We start from the raw sequence: 22,401 nt of genomic DNA on the forward strand, positions 1-22,401 counted from the left end.
CCTCCCTCTCCCCCGAGGGGAGAGGGTAAGTCGCTCAATACGTAACCCGCTCCGCCTTCACGCCGAGCTTCGCCAGTTGCGCCTGAACGCTGTCCTGCCCCGCCAAATGCCCCGCGCCGACCGCGACGAACACCGTCCCCGGCGACTTCATCCGGTTCGCGACCCAGTCCGCCCAGCGTGCATTGCGATCGACCAGCAGGACCTTCGCCACCTCGGGCGAATCCTTCAGGCTCTCGTTCATCTCCTTGGCGAGCGCCTCGGGATCGCCCTTCGCCCATTCGTCGACCATCGTCGCCATCGTCGTCTCGAGCTTGGGCAGTTCGTCGATCGTGCTGCCGAGGAACTGCAGCTGCGCCTGTTGCGACAGGCTCCCGAAATAGCCCAGCTGCTGCTCCGCGGTCTCCAGGCCCGTCACCGGCTTGCCCGCCGCCTTGGCCGCGGCAGTGATCACCTGCTCCGGCCCGTTCGCGGCGTCATAGCCAAGCTTTGACAGCGGCGCGATCGACAGGTTGGTCGCCGCGAGCCACGGGCGGAACCGGTCGAACGCGTTCGCCGGCAGCCCCAGATCGGTCACCGCCTTGGCATAGGCGGCGCGCTTCTCCGCGGGCAGCTGTTCGGTCAGCGTCGGCCCGTCCTTCGTGACGCCGGTTGCCATGACCAGGGTCTGCATCTTGGCGGGATCGGGCATCACCAGCTCGAGCACGACCTGCTGCGAGCGGTCGAACGCGGTCTTCACCGCCTCGTCGAACCACGTCATGCCGGGTTTCAGCACATGGATCGTCCCGAACAGATAGATCGTCGTGTCCTTGTCCTTCACCACCCACAGGGCGGGATCGGCATCGTTGGCGGCCTGCGCGGGTTTGGGCGCGACCTGTGCACAGGCGGGCAGCGCGAACGCCATCGCGATGGCGGACAGCGTCGAGCGCAGCGGGGCGGAGCGAAGCGACGCGAGTCGGGAAAACAGCTTCAAGGGGAGGGCATCCTCATCGTTGGTCGGCCCCATGTAGGATGCGCGATCGCAACGCACCACTTGCCTCGCGCACCCCCATCCGCCAAAGCCCGCGCGTGACCCAGCCCCTGAAAAAGCCTCTTAGCTTCCAGCGCATGATCCTCACGCTCCATGACTATTGGAGCGATCACGGGTGCCTGATCCTGCAGCCCTACGACATGGAAATGGGTGCGGGCACGTTCCACACCGCGACGACGCTGCGCGCGCTCGGGCCGAAACCGTGGAATGCCGCGTTCGTCCAGCCCTGTCGCCGTCCCACCGATGGCCGCTACGGCGAGAACCCGAACCGGCTCCAGCATTATTACCAGTATCAGGTGATCCTGAAGCCGTCGCCCGCCAACCTCCAGGAACTCTACCTGGGGTCGCTCGCGGCGATCGGCATCGACATGCTGAAGCACGACATCCGCTTCGTCGAGGACGACTGGGAAAGCCCGACGCTCGGTGCCTGGGGGCTCGGCTGGGAAGTCTGGTGCGACGGCATGGAAGTGACCCAGTTCACCTATTTCCAGCAGATGGGCGGCTTCGACATGAAGCCCGTCGCGGGCGAGCTGACCTACGGGCTCGAGCGGCTGGCGATGTATATCCAGGACAAGGACAGCGTCTACGACCTCGCGTTCAACGACGCCGGGGTGACCTATGGCGAGGTGTTCCTGGAGAACGAGCAGGAGATGTCGAAGTGGAACTTCGAGGTCGCCGACACGGACTCGCTGTTCGACCAGTTCCGCAAGCACGTCGCCGAATGCGAGAACTCGCTCGCCGCCAAGCTGCCGATCCCGGCCTATGAGCAGGCGATCAAGGCCAGCCACGTCTTCAACCTGCTGCAGGCGCGCGGGGTGATCTCGGTCGCCGAACGCCAGGCCTATATGGGCCGCGTCCGCGACCTCGCCAAAGGTGCCTGCGCCGCCTGGATGGACAAGCACGGATGGGCGGCGTGATGCGCCCCCGCGCCGCAGGCTGTATCTCTTCTTCTCTCCGCGTCCTCTGCGCCTCTGCGCGAACAGAATATCGCGCAGAGGCGCAGAGAGCGCAGAGTGTTTTTGCTCCGACCGGTGAGCCCGAATGACCGACTTCCTCCTGGAGCTCCGCTCCGAAGAAATTCCCGCCCGCATGCAGGCGAAGGCGCGTGAAGACCTTGCCAAGCTGTTCACCGCAGAACTCGCCAAGGCCGGGATCGCCACCAGCGCTATCGTCACCTATGCGACGCCGCGCCGGCTGGCGTTGATCGCGCGCGATCTGCCGATCGAGACTGCCGCGGTGTCCGAAGAGGTGAAGGGCCCCAAGACGTCGGCGCCCCCGCAGGCGCTCGAAGGGTTCCTGCGCAAGACCGGCCTCATGCGCGAGCAATTGGTCGATCGCGGCGGCACGTTCTTCGCGGTCACCGAAAAGCCCGGCCGCGCCACCGCGGACGTGCTTGCCGAGGCAATCCCCGCGATCGTCCGCGCGTTTCCCTGGCCGAAGTCGATGCGTTGGGGCGATGCCTCTGCCAGCACCGAATCGCTGCGCTGGGTCCGTCCGTTGCAAGGCGTCGTCGCGCTGCTCGGCGAGACGATCGTGCCGTTCGAGATCGCCGGCATCGCAAGCGGCGCTGCCACGTTCGGCCACCGCTTCCACCATCCGTACCAGATCACGATTGGCGGCGCGCACGACTATGTCGAGAAGCTGCGCGCCTGCCACGTCATCGTCGACCAGGACGAGCGCGCGACGCTGATCCGCGATCATGCGCGCGAGGCGGCGATGCAGGCCGGGCTCGAACTGATCGAGGACGAGGGCCTCGTCGCCGAGAATGCCGGGCTCACCGAATGGCCGATCCCGCTGCTCGGCCGGTTCGATCCCGCATTTCTCGACGTGCCGCCCGAGGTGATCCAGCTCACCGCGCGCGTGAACCAGAAATATTTCGTCTGCCGCAGCGCCGACGGGACGCTGGCGAACGCCTTCGTCTGTACCGCTAACATCGCTGCGCATGACGGCGGCGCGAAGATCGTCGAGGGCAACCGCAAGGTCCTCGCCGCGCGTCTGTCGGATGCGAAATTCTTCTACGATACCGACCTGAAGGTGCCGCTCGCCGAGCAGGCGGAGAAGCTCGAGAAGATCGTCTTCCACGAGAAGCTCGGCACGGTGGCGGACAAGGTCGACCGCGTCGCGAAACTCGCCCGCTGGCTGGTCGAAGAGGGTATCGTCGGGGGTACGAGTTCGTCCTCCGCTACCTCTTCGTTCCCCGGCGAAGGCCGGGGCCCAGTTGCGAACGGCGCCTTGGCTGAGGCCGGCGCTTCGTCACAACAGCCTTCCCACCTGGACCCCGGCCTCCGCCGGGGAACAGAAGAAACGCCCGAGGCCCGGGCGGAACTCGCCACCCTCGCCGAGCGCGCCGCGCGTCTCGCCAAGGCGGATCTCGTCACCGGCATGGTCGGCGAGTTCCCCGAGTTGCAGGGCCTGATGGGCGGCTACTACGCCGCAGCCCAAGGCGAGCACCCCGCCGTCGCTGCCGCGATCCGCGACCATTACAAGCCGGTCGGGCAGGGCGATGATGTCCCGACTGACCCGGTGACGGTCGCGGTCAGCCTGGCGGACAAGCTGGATACGCTATTCTCGTTCTTTGCCGTGAAGCTATTTCCAACTGGCTCAAAAGACCCGTTCGCTTTGCGAAGGGCCGCTCTGGGTGTCTTGCGGACCATTCAAACGGCCAATCTCAAGTTCAAGATCGACGCGGCAGCTCGCGCCTGGTCTGGGGAAGAGAATGCTGCGCTCGGTATAGTACTCTCCGACTTTCTGCATGATCGCCTCGGCGTTCAGCTGCGCGAAGCCGGCATCCGCTATGATTACGTCCAAGCTTCCACCGGTTGGGGCACTGGAAGCGACGACCGCATTGATCGGGTCGAAGCGCGGGCCAAAGCGCTCGCGAATTTTATATCGACCGAGGACGGCAAGAACCTGCTCGCCGGCTACAAGCGTGCGGCCAATATCCTGAAGAAGGAAGCCCCTTCTGCTCCCCCTCTCCGCGCAGGGGAGAGGGAGCAGTATGCGCCCGAACCCGCAGAGACCGCGCTCCAGTCCGCGCTCGACGCCGCCGAACCCCGCGCAACTGCAGCAATCGCGGGCGAGGATTTCGCCGCGGCAATGGCCGCGCTCGCGTCGCTGCGGGCGCCGATCGATGTGTTCTTTGATAGCGTTATCGTCAACGATGCCGATCCCGCCAAGCGCTCCGCCCGTCTCGCGCTACTTGAGCGTATTCGCGCCGCAGTGCACAACGTCGCGGACTTTTCGAAGATCGAGGGCTGACCCGCCCCGCTTGCAAAGACAATCTCTGCCGCCTTGCGCGCAACAACACCTAGAGGACCTGCGATGACCCAATATGTGTACCGTTTCGGCGGCGGTGTTTCGGACGGCGGCAAGGGCGACAAGAACCTGCTCGGTGGCAAAGGCGCGAACCTCGCCGAGATGGCGTCGATCGGCCTGCCGGTGCCGCCGGGCTTCACGATCTCGACCGATTTCTGCGCGGTCTATTATGACGAGGGCGGCCAGTTCCCGCAGGGCCTGCGCGACGAGGTCGCCACCGGCCTCGCGCATATCGAGGGCGTGACCGGCAAGATGTTCGGCGACGCCGCTGACCCGCTGCTCGTTTCGGTCCGCTCGGGTGCCCGCGCCTCGATGCCGGGAATGATGGACACCGTCCTCAACCTCGGGCTCAACGACGAGACGGTCGAGGGCCTTGCCGCCAAGTCCGAGGACGCGCGCTTCGCCTGGGACAGCTATCGCCGCTTCATCCAGATGTACGCCGACGTCGTCCTCGAGCTCGATCACGGCGCGTTCGAGGAAGCGCTCGAGATCGCCAAGGAAGATCAGGGCTTCACGCTCGACACCGAGTTGAGCGCGGACGACCTGCGCGCGCTGGTGACCGAATATAAGGGCCTCGTCGAAAAGCTCTGGGGCAAGCCCTTCCCGCAGGACGTCCACGACCAGCTCTGGGGCGCGGTCGGCGCGGTGTTCGGTTCGTGGCAGTCGGAGCGGGCGAAGGTCTATCGCCGGCTCAACGACATTCCCGCCAGCTGGGGCACCGCCGTCAACATCCAGGCGATGGTGTTCGGCAACATGGGCGACACGTCGGCGACCGGCGTCGCGTTCACGCGCGATCCGTCGAAGGGCGACCGCGCCTATTACGGCGAGTTCCTGATCAATGCGCAGGGCGAGGACGTCGTCGCGGGCATCCGCACCCCGCAATATCTGACCAAGGTCGCGCGCGAGGACGCCGGCGCCAAGGCCGCCTCGATGGAAGAGGCGATGCCCGAGGTGTACGGCCAGCTCGCGGGCGTGTTCGACACGCTCGAAAACCATTACCGCGACATGCAGGACATCGAGTTCACGGTCGAGAAGACCAAGCTCTGGATGCTCCAGACGCGCGCGGGCAAGCGGACCGCCAAGGCCGCGCTCAAGATCGCGGTCGACATGGCGAATGAGGGGCTGATCACGCGCGAGGAGGCGATCCTGCGCGTCGAGCCGATGGCGCTCGACCAGCTGCTCCACCCGACGCTCGATCCCAATGCCAAGCGCGACGTGCTGACCAAGGGGCTTCCCGCCTCGCCGGGCGCGGCCTCGGGCGCAGTGGTGTTCGATGCGGATGCGGCGGAGAAGAAGGCTGCCGACGGCGTCGCGGTGATCCTCGTCCGGACCGAGACCTCGCCCGACGACATTCACGGTATGCACGCGGCGCGCGGCATCCTGACCGCACGCGGCGGGATGACCAGCCATGCGGCGGTCGTCGCACGCGGCATGGGGCGCCCGTGCGTCTCGGGCGCGGGCACGCTGTCGATCGATACCAAGGCGAAGATCATGCGCTGCGGCGGCCGCGAGGTGAAGGAGGGCGACCTGCTCACGATCGACGGGAGCACCGGCGAAGTGATGATCGGCGCGGTCGCGACCGTGCAGCCCGAGCTGTCGGGTGATTTCGGCACGCTGATGACCTGGGCGGACGAGGTTCGTCGCCTCAAGGTGCGCGCCAATGCCGAGACGCCCGAGGATTGCCGGGTCGCGCGCGAGTTCGGCGCGGAAGGCGTCGGGCTGTGCCGCACCGAGCACATGTTCTTCGAGAGCAGCCGCATCACCAACGTCCGCCAAATGATCCTGGCGAGCGACGAGAAGGGCCGCCGCGCCGCGCTCGAGAAGCTGCTGCCCGAACAGCGCAAGGATTTCACCGAGATCCTCGAGGTGATGGCCGGGCTGCCGGTGACGATCCGCCTGCTCGATCCGCCGCTCCACGAATTCCTGCCGCACGAGGAGTCCGAATTCGCCGAGGTCGCGACCGCGGCGGGGATCGACGTCGACACGCTCAAGCGTCGCGCGGCCGAGCTGCACGAGTTCAACCCGATGCTCGGCCATCGCGGCTGTCGTCTCGGCGTGACCTATCCCGAAATCTACGAGATGCAGGCGCGCGCCATCTTCGAGGCGGCGGTCGACGTCGCGGAGAAGTCCGGCGCGGCCCCGATCCCCGAGGTCATGATCCCGCTGGTGGCGACCCGCCGCGAGCTGGAGCTGATGAAGGCGGTCGTCGACAAGGCGGCGCAGGCCGTGTTCGCCGACAAGGGCCGGACGATCGAATATCTGGTCGGCACGATGATCGAGCTGCCCCGCGCCGCGCTGCGGGCAGGGGAGATCGCGGAAGTCGGTGAGTTCTTCTCGTTCGGCACCAACGACCTGACGCAGACGACGCTGGGCGTCAGCCGCGACGACGCGGCGCGGTTCCTCGGTGCCTATGTCGAGCAGGGCATCTACGCGAAGGACCCGTTCGTCAGCATCGACGTCGAGGGCGTGGGTGAGCTGATCGAGATCGCCGCCGAGCGTGGTCGCAAGACGCGCTCGGGCATCAAGCTCGGCATCTGCGGCGAGCATGGCGGTGATCCGGCCAGCATCGCGTTCTGCGAGAAGGTCGGGCTCGATTACGTCTCGGCAAGCCCGTACCGCGTGCCGATCGCGCGGCTCGCTGCGGCGCAGGCGGCGCTCAACAAGGAATGAATAACTACCCCGGCGGAGGCCGGGACCCAGGTGGAATGTCCGGAGTAACTAGGACCCGTCCGCAGTTACCTAGCATTCTCATCTGGGCCCCGGCCTCCGCCAGGGTAGTGCAAAAGAGTGTTTCCCCGCGAAGGCGGGGATCCAGACTGGGCTCCCGCCTTCGCGGGAGAACAAAGTTTTGGGGGGACGGCGCCCCCGAACGCTTACCGACGCTGGTTGAAGTCGAACCAGCCGCGCTTGGTGCCGTCGCTCGCATAGCCCGGTCGGCCCGTTGCATAGCCGTCCGAATACGCCACATCCCGGTCCCGCGAGACGGGCGCCGCCGTCGTCCGTGCGACGGGCGCTGCCACGGGGGCCGCCACCGGCGCTGCGGCTGCCGCCTTTACCAATCGCGCATTCTCATGCTCGGCCTCGATCGCACGCTGTTCGGCGGCACTCGCGCGCAGGTCAGTCTCCTTGCGGGTCGCGCCATGCGCATCGCGCTCGGCAATATAGCGCGCCTTCCACTTCTTGCCGCCGGGATGGCTGGCGAGGCCCAGCAGCCAGCCCGCGATCAGGACCAGCCCCAGTGCGGCGAACTGCGTCGGTGTGGAAAACAACGGCATCGTGAAAACCCTCCTGTTACGGGGGCTCAACGAACCGCTGCGGCTGGGGTTGCCTCAGCTCTTGAGCAACGCATCCGAGATCGAACAGGCCGCCGGCCCGAGGATGACGACGAACAGCACGGGCAGGATGAACAGGATCAGCGGCACGGTCATGATCGCCGGCAGCCGCGCGGCCTTTTCCTCGGCGCGCATCATCCGTTCGTTGCGAAATTCGTTCGACAGCACGCGCAGCGCGGAGGCGAGCGGCGTGCCGTATTTCTCGGTCTGGACCATCGTCGTGACGACGCCCTTCACCGCGTCGAGCTTGACCCGGCCGGCGAGATTCTCGAACGCGCTGCGCCGGTCGGTCAGGAAGCCCAGTTCGATCGCGGTCAGCGTGAATTCCTCGCCCAGTTCGGGATAGGCGCGGCCGAGTTCGCGCGCGACGCGGTGGAACGCCGCATCGATCGTCAGCCCCGCCTCCGCACAGATCACCAGCAGGTCGAGCGCGTCGGGCAGGCCCTTGCGGATCGCATCGGTGCGCTTGGCGATCTTGTTGTCGAGATACAGGTCGGGGGCCTTGTAGCTGAGGATGAAGCTGACCGCGACGAGACCGTATTTCTTGAGCGGGCTCCATGTCGCGAAGCCGTCCGTACCATAGACCCAGATGACCATCGCGCCGCCGATCACGATCGGCAGGACGAGCCGGCCGAAGATCACCGCGGGCGCCCATTCCTTCGACCGGATCCCGGCCTGTGCCAGCTTGATCTGCACCGCCTTGACCTGGCTGTCCTGCAGGACCTTCATCGACGACAGCCAGCCGCGCATACGGTCCGCGGCATCATGGCGCTGCACGAGCTTGGCACGGCGCTTGGTCGAGGCGGTGATGCCCGCTTTAAGCTGTTCACGACGATCGTTGAGCGCCTTGACCCGCTTTGCCATCGGATCGCTGACCGTGGTGGCGGCATAAATCGCCACCATCACCGCGAAGGCGGCGACTCCCGACAGGATCGTCGCGACCCACAGGACGTCGAATCCGAGCAGCATAGGTCCGGCGGTCTCACCCATCATCCTGCTCCTAAATCTCGAAGCTGATCATCTTGGACATGATGAACGACCCGATCGCCATCCAGCACAGCCCGCCCATGCCGATCACCATCAGCCGCTCGTCGATGAAGAACTTCTGCATGTACGTCCCGTTGATGAACCAGATCAGCCCGAACACGATGAACGGCAGCGCGCCGATGATATAGGCCGATGCCTTGGACTCGGACGACATCGCCTTGATCTTCAGCTTCATCTGCGCGCGCATCCGCAATACGTGGGCGAGATTGGCGAGCGTCTCGGCCAGATTGCCGCCGGTCTCGCGTTGGATTGCGATGGTGATGACGAAGAACTGGAATTCGGGCGTGCCGAGCCGGTCCGCGGTCTCCTGCAGCGCGACGTCCATCGTCCGGCCGATCTTCATCTTGTCGCTGACCGATCGGAATTCCTCGCCGACCGGACCATCGACCTCGGCGCCGACGACGCCGATCGTCTCGCTGATCGGCAGACCGGAGCGCAAGCCGCGCACCAGCAGCTCGATCGCGTCGGGAAACTTCTGCGTGAACTTGGCGACCCGGCGCTTGAGGACCTTGCCGACCACCAGATGCGGGATGCCGATGCCGACGAACAGGCCGACGAACAGCGCGAGGAAGATCGGCATGCCGCGCACCAGCATCAGGAACGCAACGACCAGCGTCAGCCCCGCGGTCGCCATGCCATATTGCCCGACGGTCCAGTCCTTGCCGGTCATCGCCAGCCGCTTGGCAAGCTCGGCCCGGTTGGGCAGGAACCGCCCGACCGCCAGATCCATTCGTGTGTCGCCCGCCATCGCGATCCGGCGCATCTGCGCCTCGGGCATGGCGACGCCGTCGCCGTGGCGGAGACGCAGCGACGCGACCCGGCGTGTCTGGGCGCGCCCGGTGGAGGGACCGGCAAAGGCGAACACCAGCAGGCCGAGCACTGTGCAGCCGCCCAGCGCGACCATGATGACGGGAAGCATGTCCATCGTCGCCTAGGCCCTCTGCGCCCGATCGGCGCGCATCCGCGACCCGTGCGGCGTCACGACTTGGTCGCCCGCTTGGCCATCAGCCCCTTCAGGTCGCTGAACTTGCCGAGCAGCGAGACGCCGCCCGACCGGCGGGGCGTCTTGGCGCTCGCAGCCTCCGTACCGGTGGCATCGACCGCGACCATCAGTTCGGTGACGAGCGCGACGATCGGCGCGATCGTCTTCGACGTCTTGCCGGCCTCGACGATCGGCTTGCCGAGCTTGGCGGCCTGCGCCGCGAGCTTCTGGTCGAACACCACGACATGATCGATCCGGCGCTCGATCGAGCCCTCGAAATCCTTGCGGCTGATCTCGAGCTGGCCGCCGGCATGCATCCGGTTGGCGAGCACGAGCACCCGGGTCTTGGGCGCGTTGGACTTCATCCACGACAGCAGGCGGATCGTGTCGCGTGCCGCCGCCAGCGTCAGGTCGGTGACGAGCACCGCGAGGTGGACTTCGCTGATCAGATGCGGATGCTGGACCAGCATGCCGCGCGGCAGGTCGACGATGGTGCAGTCGAACGCCGCACACATCTCCTCCTGCAGCTGGTAGAAGGCGGCGCCGTCAGTCATCAGCGGCGCGTTGATCGGCGCCTCCGCGCTCAGCACCGACAGCTTCTCCGACGCCTTGACCATCGCGCGCTCGATGAACAGCCCGTCGATCCGGCTCGGATTCTCGATCGCATCGGTCAGCCCGCGGCCCGGCTCGAGATCGAGCGACAGCGCGCCGGTGCCGAAATGCACGTCGAGATCGAGCAGCGCGGTCGCGCGCTGTTCCTTCTCCGCGATCAGCCAGGCGACCGACGTCGCGATCGTCGATGCGCCGACGCCGCCGCGCGTGCCGATGATCGCGATCGAGCATTGCGGTCGCGCGGGGGCATGTTCGACATGCTTGGGTGCGCTGAGCATCGCCTGGGCATGGCCGAACGCCTCGCGCAGCATGTCGGGATGCAGCGGCTTGAGCAGATAGTCCTGGATCCCGCTGGCGACGAGATCGCGGTACAGCCGGACGTCGTTCACCTGGCCTGCCGCGATCACCACCGTGCCGGGCTCGCATACTTCGGCCAGCGCGTTGATGTCGTTGAGCGGATCGCCCGATTCGGCGAGGTCGACGAACAGGATCTGCGGGCTGGCGGACACCGACAGCGACTGGATCGCGTTGCGCAGACCGCCCTTGCTGACCTTGTCGACCGACCAGCCGAGTTCGGCCGCGATCGGGCGCAGCGCCTCGGCGGTCGCCTCGTCGCAGACATAGGCGGCGAAGGGTTCGCGGTGCGCGATGCCAGCGGGCTTCCAGGGTGCGTTCATCACTTGCCCCCTGCGGTTTCGGACCGCAGCGCGTTGTTCGCGCCGGTCGGCACCGCGCGGCGATACACATCAATCGCCTTGAACGAGGAGGCCGGGTCATAGGTCTCGGCGTCGCCGGAGCCGCGGACGAGATCCTCGGGCCGCGCGACCATCGCCGCAAGGTTGCGGTTCATCGCGCACCCATAGTTGGACGACGTATGGCTGGCGATGTCGATGCTCGCGTCGCGCGACCAGTCGGGGCAGCCGGGGACATCGGCGCGCATCCGCGTGACGACGATCCGGATCGCGCCGGGGCTGACCGGCGCCTGCGTGACCGGGGTGTCGGGGGACAGCAACAGGCCATAGCCCGCGACGACGTCGGCGATTTCTGCGCGCGCCATCGGTGCTTCGCCCGCGGGATCGTCGATCGCGACGCGGTCGCCATAGCCGACCCGCATCGTCGTCATCCAGCCCGCCAGCCGCCGCGCCTCGCCCTGCGCCAGCGTGCCGCCGGCGGTGCCGAGGTCGAGCGCATAGTTGGCGCGGCTCACGACCGGCTGGTGAACCGATTCGAGACCGCGATTCTCGGTCCCCATACAGCCGCCGAGCAGGAGCGCAGATCCGAGCGATAGCAGCAGGATCGGGTGTTTCGTCATCGTGCGAAGTCCTTGAAACATGGCGCGGCGCGGGATCAGTTGGAGAAGCCGGGCATCGGTGCGGCGCCCTTGCTCGTCTTCGGCTTGGTGCCCGTCTGGATGGCCGGCTGCTGCGGGTCGCGGGTTGGGATGGGGCCGACCGGGGCGGCAGCGCCGATCGCGGGGTTGGCATAGCCCATCGGTGCGACGCTCGGCACCGGCCGGCGCCCGCCGGTCGTTCCGCCGCCGAGATCGCCGAGCAGGACCCGGCCGGCATCGGTCGGTGCCTTGTAGCCGTCGGTGGGCAGCGCGATGTCGGCCGGGTTGTTGACCGGCTTGACCAGATAGGGGGTGATGATCACCACCAGCTCGGTCTCGTTGCGCTGGAAGCTGTTGGAGCGGAACAGCGCGCCGATGATCGGCAGGCTCGCGAGCCCCGGCGTCTTGTCATAGGTGTTGTTGTGGTTGTTCGACAGCAGCCCGCTGATCATCATGCTCTGGCCCGAGCCGAGCTCGACCGTCGTCTCGGTCCGCCGCGTCGTCAGCCCCGGCACGCGGGTGCCGTTCAGCGTGACCGCATTGGAATAATCGAGCTGCGACACTTCGGGGCGGACGCGAAGCGAGATGCGGCCGTCGGAGAGTACGGTCGGGGTGTAGGCCAAGCTGACGCCATATTGCTTATACTCGACCGACACCGTGCCCAGCGCCTGCGCGATCGGAATCGGCACTTCGCCGCCTGCGAGAAACGTCCCCGTCTCCCCCGACAGCGCGGTGAGGTTCGGGTTGGCGAGCGTGGAGACCTGTCCGGTCTGTTCGCCAAGGTCGATCGCCGCGAGCAGGTCGAGCCCCAGCAGGCGCCCGGCCATCCCGATCGTGGAGCCGGTGGTGGACTTGGCAGGGAAGCCGAACAGCGTGTTGCCAGGCACCGCGCCGTTCGCGTCGATCGCCGCGCCGGGAACCCCGACGACGCCGGGGACCGTGGTGATCGTGCCTTGCCGCCCCTGCGCGATGTTGAAGAGAAAATTGCCCGACCCGCGGCTGGTCAGGTTGACGCCGATCGTCTTGACGAAGCTGCGCGAAACCTCGGCGACGCGGACCTGCAGATTGACCTGGAGCGGCGTCGCGGTCTTGAGACGCGACAGGACCTTGGTTGCATCGCCGACGAACGCCTGCACCAGCCGTTCGGCCTCCGCTGCATCCTCGGGCGCGGCGACCGTGCCGGTGAGCAGGACCAGCCCGTTCATCGGCGTCGCGACAACCTGCGCCTCGGGCATCGCCAGCCCGAGCATCTGCTGGATCGAATCGAGATTGTTGCCGACCCGGACGGTCGAGCTGTAAACTATCGCGCCGCCCTTGGCCGTCGCCGAGATCGTCGTCTCGCCGGTCTTCTTGCCGAAGATGTAGAGCTGCGTCGGCGAGCGGACCTGGACGTCGGCGATCGTGTCGTCGGCGACGAACAGGTCGCTCATCGGCCGCGACAGCGTCACCAGCCGGCCACGCCCGGTATTGACCTGAACCAGCCCGGCGGGAGCGGCCGAGACCTGCGCCTGCGCGATGGCCGGCGCGGAGGGCGCGGTGCCTGCCGCGGCGAGCACCGCGGCGAACGACCAGCCGAGCGACGCCCGCATCCCTGTCATGCTCGTACGCATCTTACTTCCCCCCCACCGGAACGATGGTCATGCTGTTGCCGCGGGCGACCCGGACGACCGGGCCCGACGCGATCGCGCCCGAAGGGGCTCCGGCCGGCGCGCCGCCGGGTCCGCCAGCCGGCATCATCATCTGTGCCGAGCCGCCCGGACCGCCGGATGCGACCGCCTTGCCCGGCACGGTGCTGCGCTGGTAGCGCGACACGTCCGCGCCGGTGACGTAGCTGCTCGCACCCGACGAGGGCTGGCTCGCGAGACGCAGCAGCATCGCGCGCTCCGCCCTGGGATCCGACCCCGCGGGCACGCTCACGCTGCCCGACGCGATCGCGTCCTCGAGTTCGCCCGCATTGTCCGCGATCGAACGCAGCGACAGCGACAGCGTGCCCACCGTCTGCGCGACCGCGATCTCCTCGGCCATCTTGGGCGTCGTCTCGACCGTGACCGTCGAGAAGGTGCTGACGACGGTCTTGCCGTCGTCGCCGACCTTGTTGTCGGTGCGCTGATCGGTCGCGAGCACGCGCACATTGCGCATGATCGTCTCCGACACCTTCAGCGGATCACCGTCGCCGCCCCCCGCCACCGCCTGGGTCAGCACCAGATCGATCCGATCGCCCGGGAACACGAAGCCCGCGACCGATGCCTGTTCCGAGACGGGGACGGTCACCGCGCGCATGCCGGGCCCGAGCGCGGCCGCGAGGAAGCCGCGGTCGCCGGGCTTGACCAGCGCGCCCTGCGTCACCGGCTGACCCGCGGTGATCATGTTGCGCACCACGGTGCCCTGCAGCGCCTTCAGGTCGGTCTTGTCTTTCAGGTAATAGGCGTTGTCGACCAGCTCCTTGGGCCAGGGCTGGAACTTCAATGCGGTCGCGTCGAGGATCGTGCCGACCGGCAGCGCGCGGGTCGCGACCAGCACTTCCGGGCCGTCGATCACGGCGGGCTGCATCGCGACCGCGGTCGCCTGCGGGGCTGCGCTGCCCGCGATCAGCGTGCGGGCGAAGAAGGCCGTGACCGCCGCCACGATCAACGCACCGACCAGCAATATGAGCTTGCGACTATCCATGACTCATCGTGCCTTTCGGGCGCCGTGTGATTGATCGAACATTAAGTATCTACCGCAGGGAGTTAAGGAGTGGTTCGTGGACCGCGACGAGCCCTGCAAAGGCGATCGCGATGCCGTAGGGCACCTCGATCGTGGCGTTTTCGACGCTCGAATCGGCGCGGCGCATGGCCAGCTTCCTTGCGATCAGCATCCCCGCGGTCAGCACGCCGCCCGCGATCGACATCACCATCAGCATCGCCATGAAGGCGCCGAACGGCAGCCACAGCGACAGCGCGACGATCAGCTTGACGTCCCCGCCGCCCATCAGCCCGAAATGAAAGGCGATGCAGAACAACGCAAAAATCGCCGCGGCGATGCCGATCTGGATCGCCATGTCGGGCCAGGGCGACAGGCCGTTGGTCCACCACCACAAGGGCGCGAGCAGCACGATCGCGGCGGTCTTCGCATTGGCGATCTCCCGCGTCCGCGCGTCCTCGATCGCAGCGAGGACAAGCAGCCCGGCGAGCAGAAAAAGTAGAATTGGAAGAGTAAACGTCGACCCCATGCACTACATTTAGCGGGTATGGCTTTCGAAAAAGTAACTGTGTCGCCGATGTTCGATTCTGATCCGACCTCCGGGCCCGCCTCCGGTCCGGCCCGTCCGCATGCCCGCACCACCGTCGCACCGATCGTGCCAGCCGCGAGTCGGCGCGCGATTCCCGACGATGCCCGCGTCAGTCGCTGGATCGCTGCCGATGGCTGGAGCCTGAGGCGGTTCGACTGGCCGGCACCGAACCCGCGCGGACGTTTTCTCTTCCAGGCCGGTCGCGGCGACAGTTTCGAGAAATATCTCGAGACGATCGCGCATCTGCGCAGCGTCGGCTGGTCGGTGACCTCGCTCGACTGGCGCGGGCAGGGCGGGTCGGGGCGGCTGTCCCCCGACCCCTATGTCGGCCATGTCGACGACTTCGCGACCTACGATGCCGATCTCGCCGGCTTCTGGCGGCAGTGGCGCGGCGAAGGCGATGGCGGCATCCCGACGGCGATCCTTGGCCATTCGATGGGTGGGCTGATGGTGATGCGCGCGCTGACGGCGGGGACGATCGATCCCGCGGCGGCGATCCTCGTCGCACCGATGCTGGGCCTTCGCTCTCCACTCGGCGCGCGGCTGAGCGGCCGGATCGCGCGCTACATGGCGCGGCGTGCGCCGATCCGCGCGGCCTGGCGCCAAAACGAACGGCCCGGCCCCGTCGCCTCGCGCCAGCGTCTGCTCACTCACGACGCCGACCGCTATCACGACGAACGCTGGTGGCACGAGGCGCAGCCCGACCTGCAACTCGGTCCGCCGAGCTGGACCTGGTTGTCCGAAGCATTCGCCGGGTCCGCCGCGCTCGCCTGCGATCCGCGGGTCGAGACGATCGCGACGCCGGTGCTGATGCTGCTCGCGGACGCCGACAAGCTGGTCGATCCGCATGCGGCGGTCCGGATCGTCGAGCGGCTGCGCGACGCGCGGCTGGTGCGCTTCGGACCTGAATCGGCGCATGAAATCCTGCGCGAATCGGATGCTGTGCGTGACCGCGCGCTCGCCGCACTCGACGCGTTCCTCGACGACACGGTGCCGCGCCGATGAAAGTCTACGACGTCGCGATCGTCGGCGCGGGAATGGCCGGCGTCAGCCTCGCCGCAATGCTCGCGCCGCATGCGCGCGTGCTGCTGCTCGAGGCGGAGGACATGCCGGGCTACCACGCGACGGGGCGGTCCGCGGCCTTCTGGTCGGAAACCTATGGTGGCCCCGACATCCAGCCGCTGACGACCGCGTCGGGCCCGGTGCTCAGGGCCGGGGGGCATCTCCAGCCGCTGGGTTCGCTCCATATCGGCCGCGCGCAGGACGCGCCCGCGATCGACCGGTTCCTCGCCGAGTTCGCCGACAGCGATGTGCAGCTCGACCGGGTCGATCCGGCGGCGTTCCTCCCGGGGCTGCGGCCCGACTGGACGCTCGGCGTGCTCGAGCCGAGCTGCGCCTATATCGATGTCGCCGGGCTGCACGCGTGCGACCTGGCAACCGCGCGGCGGGGCGGCGCCGATCTCGTCACCGGGGCCGCGCTGAAGACAGCGCGCCGCGACTCGGGGCAGTGGAGCATCGAGACGTCCGCGGGGACGTTTCGCGCCGCCGTGCTGGTCAATGCGGCGGGGGCTTGGGCCGATAGCGTCGCGCGGTGTTCGGGCGTGGCGCCGATCGGACTTCAGCCCTACCGGCGGACGATGGTCCAGCTGCGGACTGATCCCGCAGCCGCGGTGGGCATGCCGCATGTTGCCGACATTTCAGGCGGCTTCTATTTCAAGCCCGAGCCCGGCGGCCGGCTCTGGCTTAGCCCGCATGACGAGACGCCGACCGACCCCTGCGATGCCGCGCCCGAGGAGATCGACGTCGCGATCGCGATCGACCGGCTCGAACAGGCGGTCGACTGGCAGGTCACACAGGTCGAACGTCGCTGGGCAGGCCTGCGGACCTTCGCGCCCGACCGGCTGCCGGTTTACGGCTTCGACGCCGCCGAACCCGGCTTCTTCTGGTGCGCGGGGCAGGGCGGCTTCGGCATCCAGACCGCACCGGCGGCAGCGCGCCTTGCGGCCGCGTTGCTGCTCGGGACGCCGCCTGATCCTGCGGTGGCGGGGATCGATCCGCACCGCTATTCGCCCCGTCGTTTCTAACGCCGTTTCGTGTCAGCCTAGCGGCGGCCAGGCGTCATCGCCGCAATCGCGGCGTTGCTGGCCAGCGTGTCGGCGCGTTCGTTCTCGGGGTGGCCGGCATGGCCCTTGACCCATTGCCACTCGATCTTGTGCCGCGCGACCGCGGCGAGTAGCGCGTGCCACAGCTCGGCATTCTTCACCGGCTTCTTGTCCGCGGTCCTCCAGCCGTTGCGCTGCCAGCCCTTCACCCATTTGGTCAGGCCATCCATCACATATTTGCTGTCGGTGTACAGCGTCACCGCGCAGGGCCGGGTGAGGATGTTGAGCGCCTCGATCGCCGCGGTCATCTCCATCCGGTTGTTGGTCGTCTGCGGCTCGCCGCCCGACAATTCCTTCTCGTGCGCGCCCATCCGGATCACCGCGCCCCAGCCGCCCGGTCCCGGATTCCCCTTGCACGCGCCATCGGTATAAATCTCGACCTTGGTCATCGTTGTCGCGGTAGCGTCGTCGGTCATGCGAACAGGTCGTCCTTGAGATAAGCCTCGAGCCGCCGCCAATAGGCGAGCGGATCCTTGCGCGTCACCAGCGCATCGGCCGGCGTGTTGACCCAGTCCCAGGCGCGCGTCAGCAGGAAGCGCAGGCAGGCGCCCTGCGCGAGGATCGGCAGCGCGGCGCGCTCGGCGTCGGACAGCGCGAACCGGCTTTTATAGCCCGCGATCAGCGCCGCGCCGATCGCGGGGTCGTAACGCTCGCCGGTCGCGTCGAACGCCCAGGCGCTGTGCATCACCGCCAGATCATAGGCGCGGATGTCGGTGCAGGCGAAATAGAAGTCGATCACCCCGGTCACGCGGTCGCCGAGCATCAGGACATTGTCGGGGAACAGGTCCGTATGGATCGCCGCCACCGGCAGGTCGCGCGGCCATTGGGCCAGCACCCGCGCCAGCGCTGCCTCGATCCGCGCGAACAGCCCCGGCGCGATCGTGTCGATCCCCGCGCCGCACCGCTCGAGCAGCGGGCGCCAGGTGTCGGCGCCCAGCGGGTTGGCGCGGGTCGGTGCGAAGTCCGCCAGCCCGGCATGCAGCTGGCCCATCGCCGCGCCCGCCGCCCGCGCCTGTGCGGGGGTCGGGTGCGACACCGACACGCCGGTCAGGAACTCGATCAGACAGGCCGAGCGCCCGGCGAGCTGCTGGATCGCAAGACCGTCGCGATCGGGCAGCGCGCGCGGCACCGGATTGCCCGCCGCGGCCAGATGATCGAGCATCGCGAGGAAGAAGGGCAGGTCGTCAGTCGACGTCCATTCCTCGTACAGCGTCAGGATGAACCGGTCCGCGGTGGTCTCGACGAGGTAGTTGCTGTTCTGCACCCCCTCGGCGATCCCCTTGGCGGAGACCAGCGCACCCTGGTCGTACCGCGCGAGGAACGTTCCGAGCGCCTCGGCCGAGACCTGCGTATAAACCGCCATGCTAGGCGGCGGCTTCGAGCCCGCGGGGCAGCTTGAAGGCGATCGTCTCGCGCGTCGTCTCGACCTCGCGCTCGGACACCTCGAACCGCTCGGCGAGGCGCGTGACGAGTTCGCGGACGAGCAGCTCGGGCGCGGACGCGCCTGCGGTGATGCCAAGCGTGCCGACTCCAGCGAGGAAATCCCAGTCGAGTTCGCTGGCGCGCTGGATCAGCATCGCGGGCGTGCCCTCGCGCTGCGCGACCTCGACCAGCCGCACCGAATTGGACGAATTGGGCGCGCCGATCACCAGCATCGCGTCACACCCATGCGCGATCGCCTTGACCGCAGCCTGGCGGTTCGAGGTCGCGTAGCAGATGTCCTCGCCACGCGGCGGCAGCATCTCGGGGAAGCGTCGCTGCAGCGTCGAGACGACCGCCGCGGTGTCGTCGACCGACAGCGTGGTCTGCGTCAGGAAGGCGAGATTGGCGGGGTCGATCGGCGCGAAAACTTCCGCATCCTCGACCGTTTCGATCAGCGACATCGCGCCCTCGGGCACCTGGCCGAAGGTGCCGATAACCTCGGGATGGCCGGCATGGCCGATGAACACGATGTGCCGCCCCTGCGCAACCAGCCGCTCGGCCTGGCGATGGACCTTTGAGACCAGCGGGCAGGTCGCATCGAGATATTCGAGCCCGCGCGCCTGCGCGTCGAGCGGCACCGATTTGGGAACGCCGTGCGCGGAGAACACCACCGGCGCATCGTCGGGCACCTCGCTCAGATCCTCGACGAACACCGCGCCCTGCGCCTTCAGCGTGTCGACGACGAACTTGTTGTGGACGATCTCGTGGCGGACATAGACCGGCGCGCCGTGCTTCTCGATCGCCAGCTCGACGATGCGGATCGCGCGGTCGACGCCGGCGCAGAAGCCGCGCGGCGCCGCGATCAGCAGTTCGAGCGCGGGTTTGTCGCCGCGCACGGCCGGCTCTGCGAGCGAGGTTGCGGGGTTTGCGATGGGCTCTGGGGGGATGCTCATAGTCGTCGGGCTCTACGCGATTGCTTGCCTGGACGAAAGCCGGTTCCTATGGTGCGCGGTGACAGGGGCCGGTGCGGTTGCGCAGGCCCTTTCGCTCGTTCGAGAAGGTACGCGTCCCCGTGAAAGCCCCCATCCTTGCCGCTTCGATCCTCGCGCTCGCCCTGGGCGGTTGCGCTTCCAAGGGAGAGATCGACGCGACCGGCGGCATCTCCGCGATCCGCACCGCGTGCCCGACCGTCGCGGTGCCGGCCGCGACCGGCGACATCACCGTGTTCGACCCCGTCACCAGCCGCGACCAGTCGGCGATCGACGTCACCGCGCTGATGACCAATGTCCGTTCGACGTGTGTCGACGCGAACGACCCGATCCTGACGAACGTGACGTTCACCGTCCAGGCGCGGCGTGCGCGCACCGACGCGGCGCGCGACGTCGTGCTGCCCTATTTCGTGACCGTCGTGCGCGGCGGCAGCGCGGTCGTCGCCAAGCGGGTTGGCCGTGTGACGCTGCACTTCGATGCAGGCCAGCTGCGGGCGGAGGCGAATGCCCAGGGTACGGCGACGATCACGCGTGCAGCGGCAACGCTGTCGGCGGACGTCCGCGAGAAGCTGACGCGCAAGCGCAAGGCCGGTGACGAGGATGCGGCGGTCGACCCGCTGAGCACGCCCGAGGTGCGGCAGGCGGTGCTGCGCGCCAGCTTCGAGACGCTGGTGGGCTTCCAGCTGACCGCCGAGCAGCTGAAGTACAACGCCACCCGCTGAGTCACCACCATCCCGTCATCCTGACGAAAGTCAGGATCCAGAGCCAAGCTGCGGCCCGTGCGTGATCCTGGATCCTGACTTTCGTCAGGATGACGGGGCATGAGGCCGTCGCGATCGCAGCAAAAGAACGATCACGCCAAACCGCCGATTGACTAAGATTGTGCGGCGCGGCACAGCTTGACGCGTCGATGCCGGGCAACCGGCATGGCACCGCGCGGGAGAGCGTTTCCTGGTCCTTTTAGGATCGGCCCTGAAAGGGGCAGGGGGCCGCCGAAGGAGCAACCACCCCGGAATCTCTCAGGCACCAGAGACCGCGCGGGGCTGATCGACACTCTGGAAAGCGTCCTGGCTCCGTGCCGAGGGCCACCGAAGGGGTAAGCCGTCAATCAGGCGGTGAAAGCTCTCAGGTTCCGTGACAGAGGGGGTCGGATCGCAGCACCACAGGGTGCCGCGCGCCCCTTCGACGGAGACCGACATGAGCGACGCCGACATTCGAGACTATGCGAGCATCATCGACGAGGCCGACGATTACGTCGAGCCCGAGGTGCTGCCATTGCCGCTCGACGCGTGGCACCGCGCGAACGGCGCACGGATGGTCGAATTCGCCGGCTATCAGATGCCGATCCAGTATGACGGCATCATGGCCGAACACGCCTGGACGCGCGAGTCGGCCGGCCTGTTCGACGTCAGCCACATGGGCCAGCTCGTCTTCTCGGGCGAAGGCGTCGCGAGCGCGCTCGAAACCGTGCTGCCGGGCGACATCGCAGGGCTCGGCGAGGGCAAAATGCGCTATTCGCTGCTGCTCGCGCAGGATGGCGGCATCCTCGACGACCTGATGGCAACGCGGCTGCCCGACGATCAGCCCTCGCCCTTCTCGGTGCAGGACGTCGAGCCCGAGGCGTACGACCCGCTCCACCCGTCGCCGACCGCGAGCGGCAGCTTCTATGTCGTCGTCAACGGCGCGACCAAATATGACGATGTCAGCTATCTGATCGAGCATCTGCCCGACGACGTCACGATCAACATCCTCGAGGATCAGGCGCTGCTCGCAGTGCAGGGCCCCAAGGCGGTCGCGGCGGTTGCTCAGATTGTCCCCGGCATCGACGGCCTCGTGTTCATGACCGCGGGCGCGTTCCACTGGAACGACGTGCCGCTCTGGATCAGCCGATCGGGCTATACCGGCGAGGACGGCGTCGAGATCTCGATCCCCGCCGAGCATGCCGTCGCGTTCGCCGACGCGCTGCTCGCACTGCCCGAGATCAAGCCGATCGGCCTTGGCGCGCGCGATTCGCTGCGTCTCGAAGCCGGTTTGCCGCTCTACGGTCACGATCTCGATCCCGAGACCACGCCGGTGATGGCGGACCTCGGCTTCGCGCTGTCGAAGCGCCGCCGTGAGGCCGCCGACTTCCCCGGCGCCCAGCGTATCCTCTCGCAGCGCGAGAATGGCCCCGCCACCAAGCGCGTCGGCCTGATCGTCGAGGGCCGCCAGCCCGCGCGCGAGGGGGCCGAGGTGATCGACGACACGGGCGCGACGATCGGCCGCCTCACCAGCGGCGGGTTCGCGCCGACGCTCGGGAAGCCGATCGCGATGGCCTATGTGCCGCTCGCGCTGGCGACGCCGGGCACCCGCATCGAGATCGCACAGCGCGGCAAGGTCCATAGCGCGACCGTCACCGCGATGCCCTTCATTCCCCACCGCTACGTCCGCGCAGGAGCCAAGTGATATGAGCCGTTATTTTACCCAGGATCATGAGTGGGTCGATGTCGACGGCGACGTCGGCACGGTCGGCATCAGCGAATACGCGCAGAGCCAGCTCGGCGACGTCGTGTTCGTCGAGGTTCCCGAGGCCGGCAAGCAGCTGACCAAGGGCGCGGATGCCGCGGTCGTCGAATCGGTCAAGGCCGCCTCGGACGTCTATTCGCCGGTGTCGGGCACCGTCATCGAGGGCAACGCCGCGCTCGCCGACGATTCGAGCCTGGTGAATTCGGACGCCGAAGCCGCCGGATGGTTCTTCAAGCTGACGCTCAGCGATCCGAGCGAGCTCGACAGCCTGATGGACGAAGCTGCCTACGCGGCGTTCGTCGAAGGGCTTTAATTCGTCAAAGCCCCTCCCCTTCAGAGGAGGGGTTGGGGTGGGGCAGTGCGACAGACGCGCCGCCTGCGGAAACGCCCCACCCCCAACCCCTCCC

At 67.6% G+C, this 22,401-nt stretch carries 20 protein-coding genes and 2 riboswitches; of the genes, 8 read left to right on the top strand and 12 right to left on the bottom strand.

The genetic code is table 11. The features are described 5' to 3' along the window. Positions 1-34: 34 nt before the first annotated feature. The gene (locus tag ASE89_RS04525; RefSeq protein WP_056675340.1) at positions 35-901 is read right to left on the bottom strand and encodes a TraB/GumN family protein; all 867 of its coding nucleotides are present in this window, start codon (positions 899-901) and stop codon (positions 35-37) included. A 203-nt stretch (positions 902-1,104) separates the two neighbouring features. Between ASE89_RS04525 and ASE89_RS04530 the strand changes: the two genes are divergently transcribed. The 3 genes from ASE89_RS04530 (at position 1,105) to ppdK (ending at position 7,012) form a co-directional block, all read left to right on the top strand. Continuing rightward, positions 1,105-1,944 carry a glycine--tRNA ligase subunit alpha gene (locus ASE89_RS04530; RefSeq protein ID WP_056406361.1) on the top strand — a complete coding sequence of 280 codons (840 nt, stop codon included), beginning with the start codon at positions 1,105-1,107 and terminating at the stop codon, positions 1,942-1,944. 124 nt (positions 1,945-2,068) lie between these two features. Next, entirely contained in the window at positions 2,069-4,285 is a 2,217-nt protein-coding gene (glyS, locus tag ASE89_RS04535; RefSeq protein WP_056674455.1) for a glycine--tRNA ligase subunit beta, read from the top strand. Positions 4,286-4,348: 63 nt separating this feature from the next. Continuing rightward, a complete protein-coding gene (gene ppdK, locus ASE89_RS04540; protein WP_056674457.1) occupies positions 4,349-7,012 on the top strand; it encodes a pyruvate, phosphate dikinase in 2,664 nt (887 codons plus the stop codon). A 203-nt stretch (positions 7,013-7,215) separates the two neighbouring features. On the opposite strand, the gene ASE89_RS04545 is transcribed toward ppdK, so the two are convergent. From ASE89_RS04545 to ASE89_RS04580, 8 genes are read right to left on the bottom strand one after another with little or no spacing between them, the layout of a single operon-like run. After that, positions 7,216-7,617 (bottom strand): hypothetical protein, encoded by a 402-nt coding sequence (locus ASE89_RS04545; RefSeq protein ID WP_056674460.1) that lies wholly within the window; start codon positions 7,615-7,617, stop codon positions 7,216-7,218. 54 nt (positions 7,618-7,671) lie between these two features. Continuing rightward, on the bottom strand, positions 7,672-8,667 hold the full coding sequence (locus ASE89_RS04550; RefSeq protein WP_168427555.1) for a type II secretion system F family protein: 996 nt from the start codon (positions 8,665-8,667) through the stop codon (positions 7,672-7,674). Between the two features lie 7 nt (positions 8,668-8,674). Next, positions 8,675-9,646, bottom strand: coding sequence for a type II secretion system F family protein (locus ASE89_RS04555; protein WP_031441588.1), 972 nt, complete (start codon positions 9,644-9,646; stop codon positions 8,675-8,677). 53 nt (positions 9,647-9,699) lie between these two features. Then, a complete protein-coding gene (locus tag ASE89_RS04560; RefSeq protein ID WP_031441589.1) occupies positions 9,700-10,992 on the bottom strand; it encodes an AAA family ATPase in 1,293 nt (430 codons plus the stop codon). Beyond that, positions 10,992-11,627, bottom strand: coding sequence for a CpaD family pilus assembly protein (locus tag ASE89_RS04565; protein WP_031441590.1), 636 nt, complete (start codon positions 11,625-11,627; stop codon positions 10,992-10,994). The genes ASE89_RS04560 and ASE89_RS04565 overlap by 1 nt, the downstream gene beginning before the upstream one ends. A 35-nt stretch (positions 11,628-11,662) precedes the next feature. Next, on the bottom strand, positions 11,663-13,243 hold the full coding sequence (locus tag ASE89_RS04570) for a type II and III secretion system protein family protein (protein ID WP_082451284.1): 1,581 nt from the start codon (positions 13,241-13,243) through the stop codon (positions 11,663-11,665). Positions 13,244-13,256: 13 nt separating this feature from the next. Continuing rightward, the gene (gene cpaB, locus ASE89_RS04575) at positions 13,257-14,312 is read right to left on the bottom strand and encodes a Flp pilus assembly protein CpaB (RefSeq protein WP_056674466.1); all 1,056 of its coding nucleotides are present in this window, start codon (positions 14,310-14,312) and stop codon (positions 13,257-13,259) included. Positions 14,313-14,361: 49 nt separating this feature from the next. Further along, entirely contained in the window at positions 14,362-14,856 is a 495-nt protein-coding gene (locus ASE89_RS04580) for an A24 family peptidase (RefSeq protein WP_056674467.1), read from the bottom strand. Positions 14,857-14,904: 48 nt separating this feature from the next. On the opposite strand from ASE89_RS04580, the gene ASE89_RS04585 reads away from it, so the two are divergent. After that, positions 14,905-15,921, top strand: a complete 1,017-nt coding sequence (locus tag ASE89_RS04585) for an alpha/beta fold hydrolase (protein ID WP_081874391.1) — start codon at positions 14,905-14,907, stop codon at positions 15,919-15,921. Further along, positions 15,918-17,000: an NAD(P)/FAD-dependent oxidoreductase gene (locus ASE89_RS04590; RefSeq protein ID WP_056674469.1), complete on the top strand. Its 1,083-nt coding sequence runs from the start codon at positions 15,918-15,920 to the stop codon at positions 16,998-17,000. Before ASE89_RS04585 ends, ASE89_RS04590 begins: the two co-directional genes overlap by 4 nt. Before the next feature lie 17 nt (positions 17,001-17,017). On the opposite strand, the gene rnhA is transcribed toward ASE89_RS04590, so the two are convergent. From rnhA to ispH, 3 genes are read right to left on the bottom strand one after another with little or no spacing between them, the layout of a single operon-like run. Further along, positions 17,018-17,494 (bottom strand): ribonuclease HI, encoded by a 477-nt coding sequence (rnhA, locus tag ASE89_RS04595; RefSeq protein ID WP_052149195.1) that lies wholly within the window; start codon positions 17,492-17,494, stop codon positions 17,018-17,020. Further along, entirely contained in the window at positions 17,491-18,441 is a 951-nt protein-coding gene (thrB, locus tag ASE89_RS04600) for a homoserine kinase (RefSeq protein WP_056674470.1), read from the bottom strand. The genes rnhA and thrB overlap by 4 nt, the downstream gene beginning before the upstream one ends. Before the next feature lies 1 nt (position 18,442). After that, complete coding sequence (gene ispH / locus ASE89_RS04605; protein WP_037530348.1) at positions 18,443-19,396, bottom strand: 4-hydroxy-3-methylbut-2-enyl diphosphate reductase; 954 nt, start codon at positions 19,394-19,396, stop codon at positions 18,443-18,445. A 176-nt stretch (positions 19,397-19,572) separates the two neighbouring features. Between ispH and ASE89_RS04610 the strand changes: the two genes are divergently transcribed. From ASE89_RS04610 to gcvH, 3 genes are all read left to right on the top strand, one after another. Beyond that, entirely contained in the window at positions 19,573-20,211 is a 639-nt protein-coding gene (locus tag ASE89_RS04610; RefSeq protein ID WP_236701614.1) for a hypothetical protein, read from the top strand. 205 nt (positions 20,212-20,416) lie between these two features. Continuing rightward, positions 20,417-20,535, top strand: a riboswitch (glycine riboswitch). Position 20,536: 1 nt separating this feature from the next. Next, positions 20,537-20,640, top strand: a riboswitch (glycine riboswitch). 46 nt (positions 20,641-20,686) lie between these two features. Beyond that, positions 20,687-21,934, top strand: a complete 1,248-nt coding sequence (gene gcvT / locus ASE89_RS04615) for a glycine cleavage system aminomethyltransferase GcvT (RefSeq protein WP_082451226.1) — start codon at positions 20,687-20,689, stop codon at positions 21,932-21,934. Position 21,935: 1 nt separating this feature from the next. Continuing rightward, a complete protein-coding gene (gcvH, locus tag ASE89_RS04620; protein ID WP_031395016.1) occupies positions 21,936-22,307 on the top strand; it encodes a glycine cleavage system protein GcvH in 372 nt (123 codons plus the stop codon). Positions 22,308-22,401 lie beyond the last annotated feature (94 nt).

This window comes from Sphingomonas sp. Leaf30 (assembly GCF_001422525.1).
GTDB classification, from domain to species: Bacteria; Pseudomonadota; Alphaproteobacteria; order Sphingomonadales; family Sphingomonadaceae; genus Sphingomonas; species Sphingomonas aerolata.